We start from the raw sequence: 24621 nt of genomic DNA on the forward strand, positions 1-24621 counted from the left end.
AAATGAGTTTCCCCTTAAGTGAAAGAATTGAAGCAGCATTGGACAGCATCAGGCCCTATTTGGAGGCTGATGGAGGAAATGTCAGAGTAGTGGAAGTTACCGATGATTTTATATTAAGATTAGAATTAACAGGAACCTGCAGTTCCTGCCCGATGTCAACAATGACCCTCAAAGCCGGTGTGGAAGAAGCAATCAAAAGAGCAGTTCCAGAAATCATCAAAGTAGAAGCTGTCAATGTTTTAGTTGCTTAATTTAACTCGGATGAAAATAAAGTCCTTTGGCAAAAGAATAGGGTCTGCTTTATTCTTTTTATTATCCTTTACAAGCTTCGAAATTGGAGCACAGAATTTTTTTGGACAACCCTATCAGCATGTTCATAACGAAAAATGCGCCCACGTCCTGATGGAAAAAATGCAGGAGGATAAGATGGGTGTTTATGGCAGCAAAGAGTTTTTTGAATCTTGGATTACAAAAGAAATAAGCCAAAAGAAAAAGAATTTTAATCCCCAACAAAGGACGCAGGCAGAACGAAGGGTAATTCCCGTTGTAGTGCACGTTCTCCACAACGGAACCCCGGAAGGCATCGGTGCCAATATCCCGTTTTCCCAGATTCAATCTCAAATCCGGATATTGAACGAGGATTTTAGAAGACTAAATGCGGATACTACATTGACTCCTGCAGAATTCCTTGGAGTCGTAGCAGATGCAAACGTGGAATTTGTATTGGCAAAGCAAGATCCAAATGGACTGCCAACAAACGGCGTAGTGAGGGTACAAGGTCCTAAGACTATTTACAATCCCAATAGCCCAAGTGATGTAGAATTGATCGGCCAAACCTCCCTTTGGGCACCGGAGGATTACCTCAATATATGGGTCGTAACTCTGGTATCGCCCTTTATCGGCTATGCATCCTTTCCTGTTTCCGATTTACCGGGACTCAACTTTCCTCCAAATTCAAGAGAAACAGACGGGGTTACCATAGACTACAGGTATTTCGGTCAAGGTGACAATGCTGTGTCCGGTTCAAAAGGACGGACCACAACCCATGAGGTGGGACACTTCCTTGGATTGCGACATATTTGGGGAGATGGAGATTGTTCTGTGGATGACTTTGTGTTAGATACACCCCTCCAAAGTGGCTCAAATAATGCCTGTAGAACGGATAGTCCAAGAATTTCATGCAATACAAGAGATCTTGTTGAAAATTATATGGACTATACCCCTGATGCTTGTATGAACAATTTCACGTTTGGACAAGTAGAAAGGATGGATGTGGTATTGGCACAAAGTCCAAGAAGGGCTTCTTTGGTCAATGGAAAAGGAACCATAGCACCAGAGCTTTTTTCTGTTGACCTTGCCATGCTAAGAATTAATGAACCACAAAACCTGGTTTGTGAATTGAATATCACACCTTCACTCGCTATTCTGAACCGGGGAATAAATGTGGTCACCGCAGCAAGAATCGAAATCAGAAACAACGGTTCTCTGATACAAACCAAAACTTTCAGCCTAAACTTAAAGACAGGTGAAGAGACTACTGTAAGTTTTGACCCATTCAATTTAAACCCGACCACAAATAATTTTGTAGCAACCATCACCCAGGTAAACGGAGCTACTGACCAAAACCCATCTAACAATTCCCTAAGCTCAAACCCAAGCTTACAACCTGTCATTCCTTTGCCTTATGCTTTCCAGTTCAATGAAATCGGGACAAATTGGGTAATCAACAATCCTGATAACCTGACTACATGGGAAAAAACACAAGTCGTTCTTGACGGACAAAGCCAAGATGCCCTGTTTATCAGAAACTATGAATATGAAGCATTTGGGGAATTGGATTATTTTATCTCTCCACGGTTAGACCTAAGCACTTACCAAAATGCCCAGTTGACATTCAATATGGCATATGGGCCATTTAATAATAATTCATTTGGGGATTATTTATTGGTGGCTATTTCTACAGATTGCGGCAATACATTTGATATTATTGAAGCTCCTTACGAGAAAGATTATGTTTTTCTCCGTACTTCCACACCGACACTTGATGAATTTATCCCAACCAGTGCTTCTCAGTTCAGAAGAGAGATAGTCAACCTGAGCCAATATTCAGGAATGGAAAATGTCCGCATAGCATTTATTGCCCGCAACGGATTTGGAAACAACCTTTATATCAAAGACATCGAAATCCTAACAGCGGAAACCTATAAATACGACCTGAAGCTCACTGAATTGATCACACCGTCAGCCATTGGTGCAAACAACCATGAAAATGAAGTAATCTCCGTATCCAATACAGGAAATCTGCCTATTTCAGGTTTTATTTTTAGGAGGACTTCAGGTAGTTCCAATCAGGCTTTCATAGCCAGAGCAGACCCACTCGCTGCGGGTGAATCTGCCAATATCAATCTTCCAAAATCAACTTCATTGGGCATTAACACATTGGGATACACCATCTCATTTCCAAACTTTGACCAAAACGAAAGGGAAATCATTGATTTGAGAAGGTTTGTCTACATGGACACTGAAAAAACAAGGGCTCCGTTTAGACAAAATTTTAACGGAACTTCCACATTAGGACCATGGATTACCATCAATCCTGAAAATCAGCTTCCTGCATGGAATATCATTCCTTTACAATCAGGGACTATTGGAAGTAATGTAAGCAAAGTTCAAATCACGCCTACGGAAAACAGTTTTTGGTTAGGTTCTCCTATTTTGGATCTCTCCATCAGTCCCCAAGCAAGTGTTTTCTTTGACCGTGCCGCCGGGATACTTAACCCCAATACCGTATTTAAAGTATTGGCAAGCGACAATGGCGGCGATACCTATACGGAAGTTTACAGGAAAACCGGGGCAGAAATCACCACCGTGCAGGCTGCAAATGCCAATCCTAACAATGCCTCTGAGTTTGTAAGGGATTTTGTGGATCTGACTGCATTTGCGGGTACAAATAAGAAAAATTCAAGGATTGCATTTGTACTTGAAAACAGTGATGAGGAAAACAGTTCTGTTTACCTTGACAATATTGAACTCTTCATTTCGGCAAACCCAGAACCGGTGATTCCGAATGTTGGGGAGATTTCTTTATATCCAAATCCTGCAGTAGAATATTTCAATGTTGCTTTCAATTTCCAGTCCTATGAAGCAGTCAATATCCAGATTTATTCTTCAACAGGAGCCTTGATACACAATGTTGATTATCCAAATACCCTTAACCAGACTTATACTTTCGCATCTGAACAATTTTCAAAAGGTTTGTTTATCCTCAAAATCACCAGCAAATCTGTAAGCGAAACGAGAAAATTATTCATCCAATAATATGACTATCAAAGGAATAAGATAATTTGGGAAGGGTAATCCAAAAACTTAAAACGAAAACCCAATTTTTATAACATTGGAAAAAATTGTTTCATAAAAAGAGATCGGAAGGTAAGAAGTCGAAAATCCTGTTTTTAGGAGTTCGACTTTTTTCTTGGGATTTGATTTTCGATAAAATGTCAATTTGATGATATTTGTTCTTTGGAAAACAAATATAATTTTACCTTTATACGTTAGCTTTCAGAATACAGCGCACCCATGGGGAATACAAAAGAATCGATAAAAAAAATAGCCATCCACCTCGGTTTGGTGTTTCTAACCGTTACCGTGCTTTCTTTCATTTTTCTTAAGATTTATCTTCCATCTTATACCAACCATGGTCAGACAGTGACTGTTCCAAATCTTGAAGGTTATGGCGTAGAAGAGCTTGAAGATTTTCTTTCAGAAAGAGATCTTTCATATGAAGTAAATATTGACAGCGGATTCAATGCTGAAGCCAAACCATTTGCAGTACTCAAGCAAAATCCAAAACCTGACAGTAAAGTAAAAAGGGGAAGAAAAATCTATGTCACTCTGAATGCCCGAACTGCACCTTTGATTAAAATGCCTAACCTTGTAAACAGTCCTTTAAAAAATGCTCAGGAAATATTGGGAAATATAGGATTGGTCCGAGGTGAGATTATCTACGTTCCGGATATCGGAGACAACGTGGTTTTGGAACAAAAATACAGAGGAAGAAATATCTCTGAAGGATTTGAAATCCCAAAAGGGTCTCAGGTCGACCTTGTGGTGGGCGATGGCTTAGGAAACCAAACACTTGAAGTTCCTTCTTTGACAGGATTGGATGAAATAGATGCGGAATTTCTGATCATTGGTTCAGGATTGAGAATGGGAAATATTGACTATGTCCAAACTGACAGTGTTGCGTCAGGGATCATCATCAAGCAAATGCCTCCGGCAGGGGCTTCGGTTAAGACCGGTGAACAAATCCATGTTTGGATTTCTGAGAACAAGAAAAGTGGAAACAACTTTTAAATGAGTTTATTGAAAACGATATCATTTTCAGTAATTGCCTTAGTACTTTTTTTAAGTCCGGTTTATGCCGTGGCCCAATTTATCCAGCTTCCAACACCTCACCAACCACAAAAACCAGATACAAAATCAGCTGATTTAAGAATCCAGGCAGAACCATTGACTTTGCCTTTCTGGGATGACTTTTCTGAATCCCGACTTGACACAAGTAAATGGTCAAGTGAAGGCGTCACCATTTCAACAACTGTGGCAAACGCAGCACCTTCCATAGGTACTCTGATTCTTGACGGAATAGATGAAGCGGGACGCCCCTACTCTACTGTCCAATTTGAACAGGGATTTACAGACAGAATCACCTCAAAGCCGATCAACTTATCCGGATTGAATCCCGTAGAAGCAAATTCCGTTTTTTTGAGTTTCTTTTGGCAATCTGGGGGAAAAGCGGAAATCCCGGACCAGAATGATTTCATATTACTTCAATTTTTGGACCGTGACAGCCTTTGGGTAAATGTGTGGGAACAAACCGGAGGACTAACCGCTGAGGAGTTTTTCTTTACCCAAGAAATAGTCAAGGTATTTCCGCAATTTCTTCACGAGGGATTTCAGTTCAGGTTTCAGGTCAAAGGAAGACGTTCAGGTCCATTTGACAGCTGGATTTTGGATTATGTCTTTCTGCATAAAAACAGGAACCAGGCGGATTTATCTTTTCCCGACAGGGCATTGACCCTTTCCAATTCAAGACCTTTTGAAAAATACGCTGCAATTCCTCTTTTCCTTTTAAAAAAAGACGCTGATTTAACATGGGAATCCACTTCCAATGAATTTAAGAACCTGGACAGAGGTTTTAGGGCAATGGAATATTCTTTTGAAATCAGAGAAAAGGAAAATCAAAACCTAGTCAAATCGATCAATAGCAATACACCTTTTAACCCGGTGCCAATTGCCCAGGAAAGGAGGACTTTTACTTCTAACCCAATTCTTGAAGTTCCCCTGCCCGAAGAAGAAATGGATTATGAAATTGTCAGCTACCTTGTTACAGGAGATGGGTTATTGGCTGGGGTGGAAAATGGAGTTGCTGTAACCTACCCCGAGGTGGATTTTAGGATAAACGATACAGTGAGGACAACTTTACCAATAAGGGATTTTTTGGCATATGATGATGGAAGCGTGGATTATTCTGCCGGGATCAACCAAAGATCTGGAATGCTGGCTGTCAGGTATGAAGTTAACAGTACAGTGTATTTGAAGGGGTTAAGCATCAATTTTACAAATTTCACCCAACTGGGAGGTGTCATCGACCTCATGGTATGGAAAGAGTTAGATGAGGAACCTATCTATAAAAAAGAGGTCTTTATCCCGACCAAAGAATCTCTGAATGAATTTGGCTATTTCGAAATTGACCAAAACATAGAGCTCAACGGAACCTTTTACATAGGTTTTACCCAGTTTACCAATGATTTCCTTTATGTTGGACTGGACAAAACCTATGATAACGGAGGGGAGATTTTCTTCAACGCAACCGGTTCGTGGGTTCAAAATGAAACTGTGGAAGGATCCTTGATGATGCGCGCACATCTTTTGGAAAGTCCTCCTTTCGAAAGTGAATCAGAAGCATCACTAACATTAAAAGTTTTTCCCAATCCGGTATTGGATATACTATTTATTGAAGGGCAGGTGGGCATAGTCAACATCTATGATCCAATGGGAAGAAATATTAACCTGCCCATTTCAGAAAATGAGAATGGGAAAAGTGTTAATTTTGAGGGAATGCAAAGAGGAATATATGTCCTTAAAACCACCATTGGTGAGGAGCAAAAGTCATTTAGAATATTGGTCAAATAATATAATCATGGAAGACATTACAGTAACAGAACTTAAAAAAAAATTGGAAGACAAAGAAGACTTTGTTTTTATAGATGTTAGGGAGGAATGGGAGTACGAAGAAGATAACCTTGGTGCACTCAATATCCCTATGGGGCAATTAGCACATCAGCTTGATGAGATAAAAGATTTCAAAAATAAAGAAATTGTGATGCAGTGTAGGTCAGGGGCCAGAAGCGGAAATGCCAAAAGGTTCCTTGAAACCCAGGGATTTACCAAAGTAAGGAACCTACTCGGCGGGATCATTGCCTATCGGGAAATGGAAGAAAATGATTAAAATTTCTAAATTTCAGATCATCCTTTTCAGAAATAAACCAGAGCATTCAATCAAAAAAACAGTCTAATGACTGTTTTTTTTTGAGCATTGAGCAATCAAAAGATTTCTTGGATAGATTGATTTCTTTGAACTCAGAATATATCCTCATAAATTAAACCCTAAACAGCTTTACATCAATGTCAAAAAGAAAAACCTTAATAATAGCACTGTCAGTTTGGGCATTTCAGGTGCAGGCCCAAAAAAGCAGTATCGAGTCAGCCTTTAATGAAAAGGAGGCTATTTCCCATTTTAGGTACCTAGCCTCAGATGAGTTGATGGGACGAGACCCGATAAGACCTGAAATGGATGCCGCGTCGCGGTATATATCGGAGCAGTTTTGGAGATATGGTGCCGTGCAAATCAATGGCACTAACAGTTATTATCAAAATATACCCTTCAGGCTGTCTTCTCCCCCATCTAAAGGTACGGTTTCCCTTGGCAACACCGCCTTTGAACAAGGTGATGGACTCTTGGTATTGGATGGGCCTTCATTGACAGGTAAATTCGAATTGGTCGTTGTGGGCTATGGGCAGGAGTCTGACTATTCAGGAAAAGATGTTAAGGGAAAAATCGTGGTAACCAATGTCGGCGCACCAAACCGATTGAGCCCTGCTGATTTGTTTAGCGCTGGCAGAGACAAAATTTCTTTGGCAAAAACAAAAGGAGCTGTCGCCCTGATTGAAATGTACAATGTACCTTCTGTTCCTTGGAATCTCGTGGCAAATTACCTGAACAGGCCTCAATTGACAGTCGACAATACAAACGGGGAAGAATCCATTCCTTATATATGGTTAAAGGACTTAAACAATGAGCAGATCAATGCCATTGGAAAAGGTACTTTTTCTTCAGCTGATGTTCAGATTCAGGGCAAGGTCAATAAAAAAATTGTTGGAAAGAATGTAGTGGCAATTGTAGAGGGTACAGACCCAAAGCTTAAAAATGAATATATCATGCTTTCGGCCCACTATGACCATGTCGGAGTCGGCAAGCCAAATGCAGAGGGTGATTCCATTTATAATGGTGCAAGGGACAATGCTGTAGGAACTGTTGCTGTCATCAATGCGGCAAAGTATTTTGCTAAAAACCCGCCAAAAAGATCCATCCTTCTTTGTGCCTGGACTGCAGAAGAAAAGGGACTTTTGGGATCAGGCTATTTTTCCGAAAACCCTTTGGTCCCACTTCACCAGATAATTTTTAACCTCAATATTGACAATGGCGGATATAACGATACCTCTATTGTGACTGTTATTGGATTGGGAAGAACTTCTGCTGACCCATTGATTGAAAAAGCAGTTGCGGATTTTGGATTGAAGGCGATCTCTGATCCTTCCCCTGAACAAGGCTTATATGACCGATCGGACAACGTCAACTTTGCAAGAAAAGGAATCCCTGCGCCGACCTTCAGTTTGGGATTCACTGCTTTTGATGATGAAATCACCAAATATTATCATCAGCCCTCTGACCACGTTGAGACCTTCGATCTTGATTATGCCCTGTTGTATTGGAAATCCTACATTTTGGCAGCACAGAACATAGCCAATTGGACTGAAAAGCCGACTTGGAAGTCCGGTGATAAATACGAAGCAATAAGCAAAGAATTGTACGGGAAAGATTAAGGCAGTATTCCAGATCCCATATTTCTTTTTTTAAAAATGGCTACCCGAAAAACAGGTAGCCATTTTTTTTTGCTTTTTTTTTAAAATTTTTTTTCACCCTTATTTTTTGGTCAAAAAAGACATTTTAACCATTTTTTCAAATTCCATACACTGATTTTATCCAGCGTTGAATCTGCAAAATCCTTCAAATTTGAATAAAAAAGCACTTTTTCAAATGTATTTTAGGTTTTACTATCCTCATTCCGTCTGTTTCTGTATTTATTTAGAAAAACATCAAACACTCAAAAAAACATCTTTTGAATATTATTAAATGCATTTCGTAAAAATATTTTTTAATATTATTTGGATATGAAATACATTTTACTCTATATTTACATCATAATAATGTATTTAAATCATTTCATAACGATTTGGATCATTTTTAAAAACTCTAAACAAATAATCTTCTCGCAATCTGGTCACCCGACCTCAAATTTTAAAAGTTATGAAAACAACATTCAGATTACTCGCAATCGCTTTATTGGTTTCTTCTTTCATTTTTTCAGAATCAAAAGCACAACAATTACCACAGTTTAGCCAGTACATTTTTAATGGATTACATATCAACCCTGCTTATGCCGGCTATAAGAATGAGGGTTATGTTCAAAGTACTTATAGAAGTCAGTGGGTTGGCTTCGAAGGTGCACCGGAAACTTTCACAGTTACTGCTGATTTTAGTGCAAATGAAGGAATGATGGGTTTTGGAGCAACAGTCCTGGCAGATAGAATCGGCCCAACCAAAACCACTTCTGCCATGTTGACTTATGCCTATAGAATCCAAACAGGAAGAGATTCTTACTTAGGATTAGGAGCAAGTGCAGGCGTGGGTCAATACAGCATCAATGGCGATATGCTTAAAGCCCTTCATGAAAATGATCCTGAAATACCAACAGGAACCATCAACATGATGACTCCAAATATGAATTTGGGATTGTTTTATAATAACAGCAAGTTTTATGCAGGCCTTAGTGCTTTTAACCTTATCGGAAAAGGGACTTTGGAAAATGAAGATATAGCATTGGCATACCATGACATCCACTTCTACCTCACTGCAGGTATGTTGATGGAAGTGTCTCAAAATGTAAAATTCAAACCATCATTCCTTGTGAAGCAGGTGAAAGGTTCTCCAACAACATATGATCTAAACGGAATGGTACTTTTTATGGATAAACTTTGGTTAGGAGCTTCTTACAGGTCAAACCTCAACATCATGAATGAAAATCCTGAGGCAGGTTCACTGAGCAAAAGAAATGCAGTCGCATTCATTGGAGAAATATTCGCTACCCCAAACCTTAGAATCGGTTACGCTTACGACCAAAACCTGAACGTATTGCAGGATATGAGAGCCAATTCACACGAAATCTCAGTAGGCTACTACTTGTTTGCAAGAAAAGCGACTATGAAAAACCCTAGGTGGTTTTAATCACTGATAAAAAGAGAGGTCACCCTCTCACAAAAAATTAAATTTTGTTGCATTTTTTAATGTTTAGAGTCTATTTATTCAAAAGGCTGCCTGACTTACAGGCAGCTTTTTTTTCTGGTTTGACGGAATTTGGATATGGACAGATTATCCGAAAAGGAGAAAAATCTAAATTCTGGAAATTCAAATAATCCATCTTTTTGGAATCAAAACAGAATTTATATGTCTTGGAGGAGCCAAAGTATGTTTGATCTTGAAAAATCACATTTTTAAACTACAAGTATTGTTTTACGGAAATCTGAAAAAAAAAGTAAATAAAGCCCACATTTTTGCTTTGTAAAACAAATGTTTCCTTTTGTACAATAAAATTGGAACTTTTGAAGGGAAGTTAAAATCCATAAATCACCCACTTCTTTGGCTTTTTGACATTCATTAAATTTTAAAGGATTACAGATTCAAATTATTGTTTTACAGAAACACCCATCAGTAAAACTTTAATCTTTTCAAAAGGCATTTGCCTAAAAAACGTCAAAAGCATCCTGCATGCTATTGAAACCAAAAGGTCAAACCAATTTTTAGGATTTGATTTTTGGTAATTGTAAAAGGTGAGCGATCACCACACTCTTCAATTAATAGTAGTTGTTATGAAAAAAATCTACTCCTCTTTGGCCATTTTGGCCAAACTTTTCATTTTTCTTTTTTGCGCCATTCCCACTTTCGTTTTGGCACAAAACACTTCTTCATCTCAAAATGATTTCATATTAAAGCAGGTTAATCAGGGAAACGGAAATTCAGCTCTTTCGGAAACCTCGATTGACCTTCAGCATCCCACAGATGATGATGAACTTGATTTGGTACAATTAAAATCACTCATATTTGACAATATCCCTACGATATATATTGTTAATCGGAATGTCCAGGATAGCGAGGAGAGTTTTCCACAGAGATTGATTTCAGATGTAAGTTCTCTTGGAGTCTTATCAGATAATGGGAATAAAACCCGCACCATAAAACTCCTCCAGGTCAATATCAATCAAATTCAAGAAAAAAACTTAGTCAGGTTAAACCAATCCAATTTAGAAGGATTCAAAAACCTTACCCACATTTTTATAAAGTCTACTGTTTCATTAAGCAAAGAAGAGGTCAACCAAATGATTTCAGGCTTTGAAAACGGGGATGTGGTTCTTTTGTATCAGGTCAATTCTAATTTTTAAACCTTGATTTTTTTGGAGATGAAAAATTCACCTAAACAATTTACAGAAAATATCCCATTCCGGTTTTGCTTATCGATATTTCTGATTTTTTTATCTGCTTTTTCCTCTTTTGCTCAAAACGACAACAGGGTTCCTTTTAGACATAGAGTAGGAAACCCTGCACCGGATAACAATATTTTTAGGCTTCGAGGAGATTTTACAATCATTGGAAACACCAACCTCACTTTAACAAATTATTCGGAAAGCACAAACAATTCGAATAGTCAAATGAAATATGTGGATGTGGATAGTGATGGTAACACCCTCAACTCATCCTCGTCCACTCTGGTCTTTTCATCAGAAAACAATGCCGATCCTAATTGTTCAGAGATAGTATATGCCGGTTTATATTGGTCAGGAAGAGCCAATCCCAATTTTGGAGAAACATTTGATGTTGTGATCGGATACCAAACCGGTCCTTCCCAAAATGTTACTGACAATGTCCAAGAATTGAACCACAACCAAGAGGTGGATTATTCAACATACTCTCTTTCCATTTCCAGACAAGGTGATCAGAATGCAAGGTATCCAAGATATACTTTATCCTCCTCATCTGGATCAAATACCTACCAATTTGAATTTACCAATTCTGGATCAAATCCGGGAAGATACCGAATTGGTACAAGCGGGGATTGGACGGATTTATCTAACCAATCCGTAAATGTCTCCGGAAATAACAGTGTGCTGACGTTTAGTCCAATTTCAATTGTGGAAGGCAACATGACTTTCACAATTGATAGAATCCAAAGGAACTCAGCAAGCAACGGAAACACAGCCTCTTACCAGAACAGCAATAACTGGTTAAGAATTACTGCGAATGGAACCTTTGCAGAAGAAATTGAAATTCTAAAAACACTTGATAAAAGAAAGGTCAAAATTAAAGGTCCTGCCTCAGGAGGATACACTGAACTTACAGCAAATTCAAACAATATACTTTATCCATCAGGCGAACTTGGGGATATGTACGTTGGCTTTGTCGACGTCACCCAATATGTAAAAGCCAATGGTTTGGGAGAATATACTGTTGCTGATATGGCACTTACCGAAGGCAACGGAGGAAATACCGGCTATTATGGGCATTGGGGAATTGTGGTGGTTTATGAAAACTCCAAAATGACCTGGAGAGATGTAACTGTTTTTGACGGTTTTTCATTTGTCCAATCACCCGGAAATTCAACCCAAGCAACAGGGGATCTTTTGATTGATGGATTCAATGCTGTTCAAAATGGTGATGTAAATCTGAAGCTAGGTGTAATGGCAGGTGAAGGTGATCGAGGGATTTCAGGAGATTTCCTTGAAATCAGAAATGCAGCTAATACAGAATGGGTGAGATTGTCACATCCCTTAAATTCCACAGGAAATTTTTTCAATTCTTCCATCTACACACCCACTCTGACAAATACCGGAACCTTGGTAGCCAATCCAAGAAACCCTAATCTTTTGAACAATACAGGTATTGACATTGCAATGTGGAATGTTCCAAATACCAACAATTCCATAATTGCAAACAGTCAGACAGCTACGACATTTCGATATGGTACTAACCAGGATTTATTTAACATCTATGCAGTTGCCTTTGCCGTTGACGCATATATTCCTGATGTACAGGGACTAAACAGCATTGTTGCAATCAATGGGGTTGCTCCTACCTCAAATCCTACCACACAACCCGGTCAGGAAATTGAATATTCATTGGATATTAGAAACCTTGGATCAGAAGGAATAGAAAACACCAAAATAGTTATCCCAATTCCCTACACTGCATCTTTTTTGAGCGCAAGTTCACAATCCTTTTTCACCCCAAATACTATTTCCCAACCGTATTTTGACCCTGCATTAGGTGCGACAGGATCAATTGTTTGGGAATTGGGAGAGATTCCTGTATCAGTGAATATCATGGATATTCTTGCAAGGCTCAGCTATACGCTAAAAACTACAGAAGATTGTTTCTTATTGGCAAATGCGGATTGCGAAGCCTACGTAGCCGTTTTGGGTACGATTTCAGGGAAAGGTATGATTTCCCAAAGCGAATTCAATACTGTTCAATTAACTCATGGGTTTTTGGATGGGGATTGTGAAGGAGAACCAATTCAGTCAGCCTTGATAATCCCAATTGTGGGTGCCGCTGAATTCGTAAATCAAAATTGCTCAGAAGCAGATATTTTTAAAGAATTTTTCTTTTGCAATGTTGATTTAAACCAAGGAGTTTCTGTCAATTCAATCAAAAATTCATTTCCGATCGGAACACGCTTTTTTAATGGTCCTGACCCGAATTCAGCAACAGAATTTACTTTAACAAATCCTTTCCCGGCAACGGATGGCATTTATTATGCAATCCCGCCAAATTCAAGCGATTGTATTTTCCAGTTCCGAATCATAGTAACCATTGTTGTTTCAAACCCTTCTTTACCTGACGCAGAGGAACTAACTTTTTGTATTGGGGAACAAATTCCAGATCTAGTTTCATTGATATCACCAAGCAATTTGGGAAGTCCTGATGAGTATAATGTTTATTTTTTCACTAGTGAAGTAGGTGGCGTAGCACAAACCGGATTTCAAGTCAATTCCAGCAATGCCGGGGTTATTCAACTATGGGTAGCAGAAGGGTATTCTGCAAACTGTTTGGGCCCTAGGGTTCCTGTTAGTGTTACTATCAGTCCCCTACCTTCCGCTCCTGTTGGCATCAACTTATTTCAATGTTTCGGAGAAGGAGTATCTCTTGTTGCATCCGCAACTGTGGACAATGGGTTAGAAGTCAGATGGTTTGATCAGGAAGTAGGTGGAAACCTAATTCTTAACCCTGTCCTTAACACACCTGGAAGTGTTACTTACTTTGCTGAATCCTTTAATCCTGTCACAGGATGTGCCGGAGTGCAAAGAACACCTGTGAACTTATCTCTCTTTAATTGCAGTATTACAATTGAAAAATCAGGAAGTATTCTGGATTTTGATGGCAATGGATCAATCAATGTGGGTGACAAAATCATTTACACTTTTGCCATTTCCAATTTAGGAAACACGCCAATAACAAACATTTCTCTTTCCGATCCGAAAGTAAATGTAAGCGGTGGACCAATTTCAAGCTTGAGCGCAGGTTCAACTGATAACACTTCTTTCACCGCGGAACATGTTTTGACCCAAGCAGATTTTGATTTTGGCTCATTCACCAATATTGCGGTGGTAAGCGGAACAGCGCTCGGTACTATTTTAACCGCATCCGACAGTGACCTGCAGACTTTACTCCAAAGCCCTGCGCTTTCCATCACCAAGACAGCTACCGAATCAACCTTTGACGCTGTCGGAGATGTATTGAATTATACCATTGTTGTGACCAACACGGGTAACGTGACTTTGAGCAATATTGCTGTAAGCGATCCTTTGACCGGATTGAATACATCAATTGCTTCCTTGGCGCCTTTGGCTTCGCAGTCAATCCCGACTTCTTATACCGTCACTCAAAGTGATATTGATGCCGGAAAAGTAGACAATACCGCTTCCGCTGTTGTCGGTTCTGTGAATGTTACAGCTTCCGAGTCGGTAACTGCAACGCAAAGCCCTGCGCTTTCCATCACTAAAACAGCAACCGAGTCAACCTTTGCTGCTGTAGGAGATATATTGAACTACACCATCGTGGTGACCAATACAGGTAACCTGACTTTGAATAACATCTCGGTTTCTGATCCGCTGACAGGTTTGAATACAACTATTGCTTCTTTGGCTCCTGCAGCTTCGCAGTCAATCCCGACTTCTTACACTGTAAAACAGTCAGACATCGATGCAGGCAAGGTGGACAATACGGCTTCTGCAGCTGTCGGCGCTGTCAATGTATCCGCTTCCGAGTCTGTTTCCGCTACCCAAAACCCTGCGCTTTCAATCACCAAAACAGCTACCGAATCAACCTTTGCAGCTGTCGGTGATGTATTGAATTACACCATTGTCGTGACCAATACGGGTAACGTGACTTTGGAAAATGTTGCGGTGAGCGATCCTTTGACAGGTCTGAATACAACAATTGCTTCCTTGGCTCCTTTGGCTTCGCAGTCAATCCCGACTTCTTATACAATCACGCAGGCTGACATCGATGCAGGAAAAGTGGACAATACCGCTTCGGCTGTTGTCGGTTCTGTGAATGTTTCCGCTTCCGAGTCGGTTTCAGCAACCCAAAGCCCTGCCCTTTCCATTACCAAAACAGCAACCGAATCAACCTTTGCCGCTGTAGGAGATGTATTGAACTATACCATTGTGGTAACCAATACAGGTAACGTCACCCTGAATAATATCTCGGTTTCTGATCCGCTGACAGGATTGAATACAACAATTGCTTCTTTGGCGCCTTTGGCTTCTGAGTCAATACCGACTTCTTATACCGTGACGCAGTCTGATATCGATTCAGGAAAAGTGGACAACACCGCTTCCGCTGCTGTCGGTTCTGTGAATGTTACAGCTTCCGAGTCTGTAACTGCAACGCAAAGCCCTGCCCTTTCCATCACCAAAACAGCGACTGAGTCAACCTTTGCCGCTGTCGGGGATGTATTGAACTATAACATTGTCGTGACCAACACGGGTAACGTTACTTTGAGCAATGTTGCTGTAAGCGATCCATTGACCGGATTGAATACAACAATTGCTTCATTGGCTCCTGCTGCTTCGCAGTCTATCCCGACTTCTTATACTGTAACACAGGCGGATATCGATGCAGGAAATGTCGACAATTCCGCCTCTGCTGTTGTCGGTGCAGTGAATGTCTCCGCTTTGGAGTCTGTTTCTGCAATCCAAAGCCCGGCGCTTTCCATCACCAAAACAGCAACCGAGTCAACCTTTGCTTCTGTGGGCGATGTATTGAATTACACTATTGTCGTGACAAATACAGGAAACATTACTCTGAGCAATGTTTCTGTGAGCGATCCTTTGACAGGATTGAACACTTCTTTTCCAAGTCTTGCGCCTGGATCAAGTGAATCTGTTCCTACTTCTTACATTTTAACACAGGCGGATATCGATGCAGGAAAGGTGGACAACACCGCTTCTGCTGCTGTAGGTGCTGTCAATGTCTCTGCTTCTGAATCAGTTTCTGCTACACAAAGCCCGGCGCTTTCCATCACCAAAACAGCTACCGAGTCAACCTTTGACGCTGTCGGCGATGTACTGAATTACACCATTGTCGTGACCAACACGGGTAACGTCACCCTGAATAACATCTCGGTTTCTGATCCGCTTACAGGTCTGAATACAACAATTGCTTCTTTGATGCCTTTGGCTTCGCAGTCAATCCCGACTACTTATACAATCACTCAAAGTGACATCGATGCAGGCAAGGTGGACAATACCGCTTCCGCAGCTGTCGGTGCTGTCAATGTATCAGCTTCGGAGTCTGTTTCCGCTACACAAAGCCCTGCTCTTTCCATCACCAAGACAGCAACCGAATCAACCTTTACCGCTGTCGGAGATGTATTGAACTTTACCATTGTCGTGACCAATACAGGTAATGTGACTTTGAGCAATGTTGCTGTAAGCGATCCTCTGACAGGTCTCAATACAACTATTGCTTCTTTGGCTCCTGCTGCTTCGCAGTCAATCCCGACTTCTTATACTGTAACACAGGCGGATATCGATGCAGGAAAAGTGGACAACACGGCTTCGGCTGCTGTCGGCGCAGTGAATGTCTCAGCTTCTGAATCTGTTTCGGCAACACAGAGCCCTGCGCTTTCCATCACCAAAACAGCAACCGAGTCAACCTATGCCGCTGTCGGTGATGTATTGAACTATACCATTGTGGTGACCAACACGGGTAACGTGACTTTGAGCAATGTTGCTGTAACAGATCCTTTGACAGGTTTGAATATTTCAATTCCAAGCCTTGCGCCTGGATCAAGTGAATCCATTCCGACTTCTTATACAATCACTCAAAGTGATATTGATGCAGGTAAAGTAGACAATACCGCTTCCGCTTTTGTCGGTTCAGTGAATGTCTCTGCTTCCGAGTCTGTAATTGCAACCCAAAGCCCGGCACTTTCCATCACCAAAACAGCTACCGAATCAACCTTTGCAGCTGTTGGAGATGTATTGAACTACACCATTGTCGTGACCAATACCGGGAACGTGACTTTGAGCAATGTTGCTGTAACCGATCCATTGACAGGTTTGAACACTTCTATTCCAAGTCTTGCACCTGGATCAAGTGAATCCATTCCGACTTCTTATACAATCACGCAAACGGATATCGATGCAGGAAAAGTGGACAATACCGCTTCCGCAGCTGTAGGGACTGTAAATGTCTCTGCTTCCGAGTCGGTAACTGCAACACAAAGCCCTGCGCTTTCCATCACCAAAACAGCAACTGAATCAACATTTGCCGCTGTCGGGGATGTACTGAATTATACCGTCGTAGTGACCAATACAGGGAACGTCACCCTGAATAACATCTCGGTTTCCGATCCATTGACAGGTCTGAATACAACAATTGCTTCTTTGGCTCCTGCAGCTTCGCAATCAATACCGACTTCTTATACTGTAACACAGGCGGATATCGATGCAGGCAAGGTGGACAATACCGCTTCGGCTGCTGTCGGAACTGTCAATGTCTCTGCTTCGGAATCAGTTTCAGCAACACAGAGCCCTGCGCTTTCCATCACCAAAACAGCAACCGAGTCAACCTTTGCCGCTGTGGGCGATTTATTGAACTATACCATTGTCGTGACCAATACAGGAAACGTGACTTTGAGTAACATCTTGGTTTCTGATCCTTTGACCGGATTGAACACTTCTGTTCCAAGTCTTGCGCCTGGATCAAGTGAATCTGTTTTGACTTCCTACACTGTAACACAGGCTGACATCGATGCAGGAAAAGTAGACAACACGGCTTCCGCTGCTGTCGGTACAGTGAATGTTTCCGCTTCGGAATCAGTTTCTGCAACCCAAACTCCTGCCCTTTCCATCACCAAAACAGCAACCGAGTCAACCTTTGCCGCTGTCGGAGATATATTGAATTACACCATAGTCGTGACCAATACAGGAAACGTGACTTTGAGCAATGTTGCTGTAAGCGATCCATTGACAGGTTTGAATACTTCTGTTCCAAATCTTGCGCCTGGATCAAGTGAATCCATTCCAACTTCCTACACTGTAACACAGACGGATATCGATGCGAGCAAGGTGGACAATACCGCTTCCGCTGCTGCCGGTGCTGTCAATGTCTCAGCTTCGGAATCAGTTTCTGCAACACAAAGCCCTGTACTTTCCATCACCAAAACAGCAACCGAATCAACCTTTGCAGCTGTCGGAGATGGATTGAATTACACCATTGTCGTGACCAATACGGGTAACGTCACCCTGAATAACATCTCGGTTTCTGATCCTCTGACAGGTCTGAATACAACAATTGCTTCCTTGGCGCCTTTGGCTTCTGAGTCAATAGCTACTTCTTTTACAGTAACGCAGGCTGATATCGATGCAGGCAAGGTGGACAATACCGCTTCGGCTGCTGTCGGAGCTGTCAATGTCTCTGCTTCGGAGTCCGTTTCTGCGACACAAAGCCCTGCGCTTTCCATCACCAAAACATCAACCGAGTCAACCTTTGCCGCTGTCGGTGATATATTGAACTACGCCATTGTCGTGACCAATACAGGTAACGTGACTTTGAGCAATGTTTCTGTAACTGATCCTTTGACCGGATTGAATACAACAATTGCTTCTTTGGCGCCTTTGGCTTCTGAGTCAATAGCTACTTCTTATACAATCACGCAGGCGGATATCGATGCAGGAAAAGTGGACAATACCGCTTCGGCTGTTGTCGGCGCTGTCAATGTATCAGCTTCGGAGTCTGTTTCTGCAACACAGAGCCCTGCGCTTTCCATTACGAAAACAGCAACCGAGTCAAGCTTTGCCGCTGTGGGCGATGTATTGAACTATACCATTGTGGTGACCAATACAGGTAACGTCTCCCTGAATAACATCTCGGTTTCCGATCCTTTGACAGGTTTGAATACAACAATCGCTTCTTTGGCTCCTTTGGCTTCTGAGTCAATCCCGACTTCTTATACAATCACGCAGGCTGACATCGATGCAGGCAAGGTGGACAACACCGCTTCCTCTGCTGTAGGCGCTGTCAAAGTCTCTGCTTCGGAATCGGTTTCTGCTACACAGAGCCCTGCACTTTCCATCACCAAAACAGCAACCGAGTCAACCTTTGTTGCTGTGGGAGATGTATTGAACTATACCATTGTTGTGACCAACACGGGTAACGTGACTTTGGAAAACATTGCTGTAAGCGATCCTTTGACAGGTTTGAATACAACAATTGCTTCTTTGTCGCCTTTGGCTTCTGAGTCAATCCCGACTTCTTATACTGTGACGCAGGCTGACATCGATGCAGGAAAAGTGGACAATACCGCTTCCGCTGCCGTTGGTTCAGTGAATGTCTCTGCTTCCGAGTCGGTAACTGCAACGCAAAGCCCTGCCCTTTCCATTACCAAAACAGCAACCGAGTCAAGCTTTGATGCTGTAGGTGACGTGCTGAACTACACCATTGTGGTGACTAATACCGGTAACGTGACTTTGAGCAATGTTGCTGTAAGCGATCCATTGACAGGTCTCAATACGGTCATTGCTTCATTAGCCCCATTGGCTTCTGAGTCAATACCAACTTCTTATACAGTAACGCAGGCTGATATCGATGCAGGCAAGGTGGACAACATAGCTTCCGCTGCTGTCGGTACTGTTAATGTATCGGCTTCCGAGTCGGTAACTGCAACTCAGAGCCCTGCCCTTTCCATCACCAAAACAGCAATCGAGGCAAGCTTTGCCGCTGTCGGAGATGTATTGAACTATACCATTGTCGTGACCAATACCGGGAACGTAACTTTGAGCAATGTTTCTGTGAGCGATCCTTTGACCGGATTGAATACAACAATCGCTTCTTTGTCCCCATTGGCTTCGCAGTCAATCCCGACTTCTTATACAATCACTCAAAGTGAAATTGATGCAGGAAAAGTAGACAATACCGCTTCCGCTTCTGTAGGTGCTGTCAATGTATCAGCTTCGGAGTCGGTTTCAGCAACACAAAGCCCTGCACTTTCCATCACCAAAACAGCAACCGAGTCAACCTTTGCTGCTATCGGAGATATATTGAATTACACCATTGTGGTGACCAATACAGGTAACGTGACTTTGAGCAATGTTGCTGTAAGCGATCCTTTGACAGGTCTGAATACAACAATTGCTTCTTTGGCTCCTGCAGCTTCGCAGTCTATTTCGACTTCTTATACAATCACTCAAAGTGACATCGATGCAGGAAAAGTGGACAACACCGCTTCCGCTGTTGTCGGTTCTGTGAATGTTTCCGCTTCCGAGTCGGTAACTGCAACCCAAAGCCCTGCGCTTTCCATAACCAAAACAGCAACCGAATCAACCTTTGCTGCTGTCGGGGATGTATTGAACTACACCATTGTCGTGACCAATACGGGTAACGTGACTTTGAGCAATGTTGCTGTAAGCGATCCTTTGACAGGTCTGAATACAACAATTGCTTCCTTGGCTCCTTTGGCTTCGCAGTCAATCCCGACTTCTTATACCGTCACTCAAAGTGATATTGATGCAGGCAAAGTAGACAACACAGCTTCCGCTGCTGTCGGTGCTGTCAATGTATCAGCTTCGGAGTCGGTAACTGCAACTCAGAGCCCTGCGCTTTCCATCACCAAAACAGCAACCGAACCAACCTTTGCCGCTGTCGGGGATGTATTGAACTACACCATTGTGGTGACCAATACCGGGAACGTGACTTTGAGCAATGTTGCTGTAAGCGATCCATTGACAGGATTGAATACGACAATCGCTTCTTTGGCTCCTTCAGCCTCGCAATCAATTCCTACTTCTTATACTGTGACACAGGCTGATATCGATGCAGGCAAGGTGGACAACACGGCTTCTGCTGCTGTTGGTGCTGTGAATGTATCCGCTTCGGAGTCGGTAACTGCAACTCAGAGCCCTGCGCTTTCCATCACCAAAACAGCAACCGAGTCAACCTTTGACGCTGTCGGCGATGTATTGAATTACACCATTGTCGTGACCAACACGGGTAACGTGACTTTGAGCAATGTTGCTGTAAGCGATCCATTGACAGGATTGAATACGGCAATCGCTTCTTTGGCTCCTTCAGCCTCGCAATCAATTCCTACTTCTTATACTGTGACACAGGCTGATATCGATGCAGGCAAGGTGGACAACACGGCTTCTGCTGCTGTTGGTGCTGTGAATGTATCCGCTTCGGAGTCGGTAACTGCAACTCAGAGCCCTGCGCTTTCCATCACCAAAACAGCAACCGAGTCAACCTTTGACGCTGTAGGAGATGTATTGAACTATACCATTGTGGTGACCAATACAGGTAACGTGACTTTGAGCAATGTTGCTGTAAACGATCCTTTGACAGGTCTGACTACAACAATTGCTACTTTGTCCCCATTGGCTTCGCAGTCAATCCCGACTTCTTATTCTGTAACACAGGCTGATATTGATGCGGGAAAAGTGGACAACACCGCTTCTGCTGCTGTAGGTTCAGTCAATGTTTCCGCTTCCGAGTCGGTTTCCGCAACACAAAGCCCTGCCCTTTCCATAACAAAGACTGCAACCGAGTCAAGCTTTGATGCTGTAGGAGATGTACTGAATTACACCATTGTCGTGACCAATACGGGTAACGTCACCCTGAATAACATATCGGTTTCTGATCCGCTTACAGGTCTGAATACAACAATTGCTTCTTTGACGCCTTCAGCTTCGCAATCAATACCGACTTCTTATACAATTACTCAAAGTGATATTGATGCAGGAAAAGTGGACAATACCGCCTCCGCTGTTGTCGGTTCTGTCAATGTATCGGCTTCAGAATCGGTGAATGCAACTCAAAGCCCGGCGCTTTCTATTACCAAGACGGCAACCGAGTCAAACTTTGCCGCTGTGGGCGATGTATTGAACTATACCATTGTAGTGACCAACACGGGTAACGTCACCCTGAATAACATCTCAGTTTCTGATCCGCTTACAGGTCTGACTACAACAATTGCTTCTTTGGCGCCTTTGGCTTCGCAGTCAATCCCGACTTCTTATACTATCACTCAAAGTGATATTGATGCAGGCAAGGTTGACAATACCGCTTCGGCTGTTGTCGGCGCTGTCAATGTATCAGCTTCGGAGTCTGTTTCTGCAACACAGAGCCCGGCACTTTCTATCACCAAAACAGCAACCGAATCAACCTTTGCTGCTGTCGGGGATGTATTGAATTACACCATTGTCGTGACCAATACAGGCAACGTGACTTTGAGCAATATTGCTGTAAGCGATCCTCTGACGGGATTAAACACTTCTATTCCAAGTCTTGCGCCTGGATCAAGTGAATCCCTTCCGACTTCTTATACAATCACGCAGTCGGATATCGATGCTGGAAAAGTGGACAATACCGCTTCCGCTGTTGTCGGTTCTGTGAATGTTACAGCTTCCGAGTCGGTAACTGCAACCCAAAGCCCCGCACTTTCCATTACCAAAACAGCTACCGAGTCAACCTTTGACGCTGTAGGAGATGTATTGAATTACACCATTGTCGTGACCAATACAGGAAATATTACTCTGAACAATGTTACTGTAAGCGATCCTTTGACAGGTTTGAACACTTCTATTCCAAGTCTTGCGCCGGGATCAAGTGAATCCCTTCCGACTTCTTATACAATCACGCAGTCGGATATCGATGCTGGAAAAGTGGACAATACCGCTTCCGCTGTTGTCGGTTCTGTGAATGTTACAGCTTCCGAGTCGGTTTCGGCAACGCAAAGTCCTGCCCTATCCATCACCAAAACAGCAACTGAGTCAACCTTTGCCTCTGTCGGGGATGTATTGAATTACACCATTGTCGTGGCCAATACAGGTAACGTGACTTTGAGCAATATTGCCGCAAGCGATCCTTTGACAGGTCTGAATACAACAATTGCTGCTTTGGCTCCTGCTGCTTCGCAGTCGATACCGACTTCTTATACTGTAACACAGGCGGATATCGATGCGGGAAAAGTGGACAATACCGCTTCGGCTGCTGTCGGTGCAGTGAATGTTTCCGCTTCGGAATCAGTTTCTGCAACACAAAGCCCTGCGCTTTCAATCACCAAGACTGCAACTGAGTCAAGCTTTGCTGCTGTCGGGGATGTATTGAACTACACCATTGTCGTGACCAATTCGGGGAACGTGACTTTGAACAATGTTGCTGTAACTGATCCATTGACCGGATTGAATACAACAATTGCTTCTTTGGCTCCTGCAGCTTCTCAGTCAATCCCGACTTCTTACACTGTAACACAGGCTGATTTGGATAAAGGTTTTGTAACCAACAAAGCAACTGTTTCAGGTGTATCCACCAGCGATGAACCTATCGAAGAAAATGATGAGGTGACTGTCCAAGCTTCGGCAAACCCGGGTATTGAAGTAATCAAAACCTCAGATACAACCACTTTCTCAGAAATCGGTCAAGTCATTACTTATACCATCACGGTTAAAAACACAGGAAATATCACCCTGACCAATCTTGTGGTAAATGATCCATTGACCGGTCTGACTCAGGTAATCCCAAGTATTGCACCAGGTCAAACTATCGCCATCAACACTGAATATATTGTTCAACTAAAAGACTTGACTGCCGGCTCGATTACAAACAATGTGTCCGTAACAGGCAAATCTAAAGACGGAAAAGATGTTGAAGGAGATGATTCTGTGACTATCGGAGCATCTTCTACCCCAATAGATGCCATCGATGATGACATGGGAGAATATCCTGTAGATTTTGGCGGCGTATTGGGCAACTTACTGACCAATGATCTTTTGGACAATAAGCCTGTTGTATATACTGACGTCAACTTCGAATTCACCGAGTTGGCTGGCATAGTAGGTCTATTGATCGCCGAAAACGGAGAACTCAGCCTTATCCCGGGTCTGAACGAACCCGGAGAATACAGGCTGAAGTACACCCTCAGAGAGGCGTTGAATCCAACCAATAGTGATGAAGCATTTGTGGTCTTCAAAATATTGGAAAATGAGGTTGACCTAAACGTGACCAAGACTTCGAATGGGATCGAAATCTATGAAGGCGATGAATTTGAATACGACATCCAAGTCAGCAACCTAGGAGAAACAGATGCGGAGAATGTGGTCATTGTCGATGACCTTCCGAATGGACTGTCCTATATCAGAACTACCATTGCGGAAAGTAATCCGGGAACTGAAATTGACATCGCAGTCAATGGTTCCAAGATCACTTACACCATTGCCTTTTTCCCTGCGGGCCATTCAATTTTACTCAAAGTAAAAGTGCGTGCCAATGAAATCAACAGCGATAAAGCGCTTCAGATCACCAATATCGTAAGTGTATCCTCCGATGAGGAAGATACCAACATGGATGACAACAATGATTCTGATGTCAACCAAATCCATCCGTTCTTTATCCCGACTGTCATCACTCCAAACGGTGACGGTCTCAACGACAGGTTTGAAATCAAGGGTCTCGGAAAATTCGAAACCAATGAAATCGTTATCTTCAACAGAAATGGAGACCATGTTTTTGAAAGGAAAGACTATAAAAACGATTGGTCTGCCGAAGGTCTTGTCGCGGGTACCTACTTCTTCGTAATGAAATCCACTGACCGCCAAGGTAAACTCCATGAGTTCCAAGGTTGGATCCAGGTAATAAAAAAATAAGCCCTAGTAATTCATTTATTGATA

Annotated in this window: 9 protein-coding genes; all 9 read left to right on the plus strand. The window is 42.3% G+C overall.

Going from position 1 to position 24621, the window contains the following annotated elements:
* Positions 1-2 precede the first annotated feature (2 nt).
* Entirely contained in the window at positions 3-251 is a 249-nt protein-coding gene (locus DQW11_RS03830; protein WP_113922662.1) for a NifU family protein, read from the plus strand.
* A 10-nt stretch (positions 252-261) separates the two neighbouring features.
* On the plus strand, positions 262-3318 hold the full coding sequence (locus DQW11_RS03835) for a M43 family zinc metalloprotease (RefSeq protein WP_113922663.1): 3057 nt from the start codon (positions 262-264) through the stop codon (positions 3316-3318).
* 258 nt (positions 3319-3576) lie between these two features.
* The gene (locus DQW11_RS03840) at positions 3577-4353 is read left to right on the plus strand and encodes a PASTA domain-containing protein (protein ID WP_113922664.1); all 777 of its coding nucleotides are present in this window, start codon (positions 3577-3579) and stop codon (positions 4351-4353) included.
* Entirely contained in the window at positions 4354-6192 is a 1839-nt protein-coding gene (locus DQW11_RS03845) for a T9SS type A sorting domain-containing protein (protein ID WP_113922665.1), read from the plus strand.
* A gap of 7 nt (positions 6193-6199) precedes the next feature.
* Positions 6200-6508 carry a rhodanese-like domain-containing protein gene (locus DQW11_RS03850; protein WP_113922666.1) on the plus strand — a complete coding sequence of 103 codons (309 nt, stop codon included), beginning with the start codon at positions 6200-6202 and terminating at the stop codon, positions 6506-6508.
* 176 nt (positions 6509-6684) lie between these two features.
* Positions 6685-8163, plus strand: a complete 1479-nt coding sequence (locus DQW11_RS03855; protein ID WP_113922667.1) for a M28 family peptidase — start codon at positions 6685-6687, stop codon at positions 8161-8163.
* A 484-nt stretch (positions 8164-8647) separates the two neighbouring features.
* A complete protein-coding gene (locus DQW11_RS03860; RefSeq protein ID WP_113922668.1) occupies positions 8648-9625 on the plus strand; it encodes a PorP/SprF family type IX secretion system membrane protein in 978 nt (325 codons plus the stop codon).
* A 641-nt stretch (positions 9626-10266) separates the two neighbouring features.
* Positions 10267-10836, plus strand: coding sequence for a hypothetical protein (locus tag DQW11_RS03865; RefSeq protein WP_113922669.1), 570 nt, complete (start codon positions 10267-10269; stop codon positions 10834-10836).
* A 267-nt stretch (positions 10837-11103) separates the two neighbouring features.
* A complete protein-coding gene (locus tag DQW11_RS03870; RefSeq protein ID WP_198669837.1) occupies positions 11104-24597 on the plus strand; it encodes a DUF7507 domain-containing protein in 13494 nt (4497 codons plus the stop codon).
* Positions 24598-24621: the final 24 nt, after the last annotated feature.

The organism is Cognataquiflexum aquatile (genome assembly GCF_003316845.1).
Classification (GTDB): domain Bacteria; phylum Bacteroidota; class Bacteroidia; order Cytophagales; family Cyclobacteriaceae; genus Cognataquiflexum; species Cognataquiflexum aquatile.